Source organism: uncultured Gimesia sp., assembly GCF_937910335.1.
Lineage (GTDB): Bacteria > Planctomycetota > Planctomycetia > Planctomycetales > Planctomycetaceae > Gimesia.
On record NZ_CALEMX010000185.1, the window covers coordinates 1 to 3038 of the forward strand.

3 protein-coding genes and 1 pseudogene are annotated in these 3038 nt (G+C 44.6%); 3 read left to right on the forward strand and 1 reads right to left on the reverse strand.

Annotated features, from left to right (window positions below; genetic code table 11):
- Positions 1-258, forward strand: a pseudogene (locus Q0668_RS07060) (MOSC domain-containing protein); the annotation flags it as partial.
- A gap of 247 nt (positions 259-505) precedes the next feature.
- Complete coding sequence (csrA, locus tag Q0668_RS07065) at positions 506-703, forward strand: carbon storage regulator CsrA (RefSeq protein ID WP_298861929.1); 198 nt, start codon at positions 506-508, stop codon at positions 701-703.
- Between the two features lie 48 nt (positions 704-751).
- Here the strand turns inward: csrA and Q0668_RS07070 are convergent, their stop codons facing one another.
- Positions 752-1645 carry a TIM barrel protein gene (locus Q0668_RS07070; RefSeq protein ID WP_298861932.1) on the reverse strand — a complete coding sequence of 298 codons (894 nt, stop codon included), beginning with the start codon at positions 1643-1645 and terminating at the stop codon, positions 752-754.
- 321 nt (positions 1646-1966) lie between these two features.
- Between Q0668_RS07070 and htpG the strand changes: the two genes are divergently transcribed.
- Positions 1967-3038: molecular chaperone HtpG (gene htpG / locus Q0668_RS07075; RefSeq protein ID WP_298861934.1), on the forward strand; the 1072-nt coding region annotated here is incomplete at its 3' end.

Genomic DNA, 3038 nt, shown 5'->3' on the forward strand with positions numbered 1-3038 from the left:
GGGTCGGTGACTTTTGAGGGATCAAACCCCTGTAAACGCTGCGTTGTACCTTCCCGATCTCCTCTTACAGGAGAGACCAATCCCGATTTCATGAAAAGATTCATTGAAAATCGCAAAGCCACATTTCCGGCATGGGCTCCGTTGTCCCTGTTTCAGAACATGTATCGCCTCACAGTGAATACCAAACTTCCCAGTCATCCCCTCAACGACTCTACACGCATCCAGATCGGCGATCACATCAAAATCCTACGCGGATAAAATGATTCCGGTCATAAATCAATCCGGTAAATACAGGCAGGAATAAATCGGATAACCGTTACAAGTGTTTCTAAAAGCTAATGGTTAGCTGAATCCACTCCATTTTTCCAGTTCGGAGCAGACACTCCTCATCAGTACGCTAAGTTTCAAGTGTAGCGTTTTCAACGATTGGGACTGTCACACGTCAATAATCTGAAATCGCCTGAAAAAAGATGTCCCCCTATCTACTAATTCGCAAGGAATGGCGATGCTTGTACTCAGCCGAAAAAAAGATGAAAAAATCATCATTGGAGATTCAATCACATTGATGGTGATTGAAATCAAGAACGATAAAGTACGTCTCGGGATTGAAGCCCCGAAAGACGTTACGGTGCATCGTGAAGAAGTGTATGACGCAATCAAAGAACAGAATGCGCAACACAACACAAACTGCGAAACTCCTTAACTACAAACTTTATCTGCTCAAACTGTTTGCTCTTCAACAAGACAGCGATTAGCGATCTTGCGCCTGAGCCCACATCTTGTCAAACAACTTACGCTGTTCCGCCAGCGCAACAACAGTATCCTGCTTAGGTTGCTTCCCCTCTTCAAGCATCAACCAACCGGTATAGTTCGCGCCTGCCATCAGTTCGAAGAAACGCTTATGAGGATAGTCTGAATGTATCAGATCGTGAATATGCGTTGTGGCTCCCAGGCGGTCTTTCACTAACGCAAAATTCTCATCCAGCCCCTTCCCTTCCAGATCCTGCTTATTACAATTCCAGCAAATCGCCACATTGGGATGATCAGCCACGTCTAATATTTTGCGAATTGTCGGAAGATGTGCACATTTACCATGCACTTCCAGACGAATCTGTTGACCCCAGTCAGATCCGTATTTCCCGATTGTATTCAAAGCACGCCCAATCTGCTCAATGGTAACCGCTTCTGAAACGCCTTTTTGAAAGGAATCGGGCTTAACCTTAACGCCACTGCCTCCCACATCATGACTGAGTTTGATAAAGTCTTTCGTATCTGAAATCGATTTCTTCAACACAGCCGCATCAGGATTATCAAATCGTTCATTACTACCAATTCCCACCAATGTCACAGGACTGTCGGCAAATTGTTGTACGACTTCCTGACGCTCCGACTTACTGAGAGTTCGTTCCACTCCATGCGCATGAGTCGTTCTTAACTCTACCCCCAGAACATTGGCCGTTTTGCAATTTTTCAATAAGGTCGGCAGATCCCAATCCTTAGCCCACTGGTAAGTAACAAGACCATATTGAGCCCGGGGATTTGGTTTTTTGGCAGCCAATACGGAACCTGAAAGACCGCCGCTGATTGCGAATGCACCACTTAAAGCAGACGTTTTCAAGAAATCACGACGTGAGTAAAATACCATATATGTGAACTCCCTGTATTTCTAAATCTTTAAGTCAAACAAACAAAATCAGTCATCAATCCCCCGATACAACCAGAAATAGAATGTCTAATGTCCAGCTATCAGGTTTATCCTATTATTACTGTTTTACCCGAGAGAATACAAATGCTAATGCCGGGATTTCTTATCTGAGCACACAGACAGAGGGACCGGGCAACTTTACAACGATTCCACTTCCATTTATAAACAGGGACAGAGAGTCATTGAAACAGGCAAAATCCTCTTCGCAGAGGAAATCACCAATAAACGATCGTTTACTTAGAATTGATTCCGAGAAAGACCATGAACGAAAAAACGACAGCAGAAAAATTTACATTTCAGGCAGAAATCAAAAAACTTCTGGATCTACTCTCGCATTCCCTTTATCAAAATCGCGAAATTGCCATCCGGGAACTGATTTCGAATGCATCAGATGCACTGGACAAGTTTCGTTTTGTCTCCCTGACAGACGACAGCATCAAAGATGAGACTCCCCTGGAAATACATCTTGAACCAGATACCGAGAACCACATCCTCACCATTTCCGATAATGGCGTTGGTATGACTCACGCCGAATTGATCGAAAATCTCGGTACGATTGCACATAGTGGATCACTCGACTTCTTGAAAAATGCTGCCGGTGACAAAAAAGAAGAAGTATCGCTGATTGGAAAATTCGGCGTCGGTTTTTACTCTGCATTCATGCTGGCAGACAAAGTCGAAGTCGTAACGCGAAGTTACCAGGAAGAATCTGGCTGGAAATGGGAATCGGATGGAACAGGCGCGTTTACCATAGAGCCTCAGGAATGCGAAAAAAGAGGAACCTCGATTCGGTTGCATCTACGCAAAGACTTGGATGAATATACAAACGACACACGGTTGAAATTTATCCTCACAAAATATTCCACATTTGTCCCTTATCCGATTAAGCTGGGCGAGGAACTTGTCAATGATCAACCGCCAATCTGGCTCGAACCCAAAACACAACTCACTCAAGAACAATACGATGGCTTCTATCAATACCTGGCACATACTGGCGAAGAACAGGCGCGCTGGCATCTGCACTTAAGCAGTGACTCCCCGTTCCAGTTTCACGCCATTTTATATTGCCCGCAAGCGAATCTTGAACTCATGGGATTCGGACGCACAGAACATGGCATCAGTCTCTGTGCCAAACGCATCCTCGTGCAAAACGATAACAGAGATTTATTGCCCGAGTATTTACGTTTCATTTACGGACTCGTCGATTCGGCAGATCTTCCACTGAATATTTCACGTGAATCTCTGCAGGATAACACCATCTTCCGCAAGATTCAAAAAGTCTTAGCCAAACGTGTGCTCTCACACCTGGCATCAATCGCGAAAGACGATGAAG

Bases quoted from the DNA above. Each gene is read 5' to 3' on its own strand.
- csrA (WP_298861929.1), top strand. From the start codon at position 506: ATGCTTGTACTCAGCCGAAAAAAAGATGAAAAAATCATCATTGGAGAT.
- Q0668_RS07070 (WP_298861932.1), bottom strand. From the start codon at position 1,645: ATGGTATTTTACTCACGTCGTGATTTCTTGAAAACGTCTGCTTTAAGT.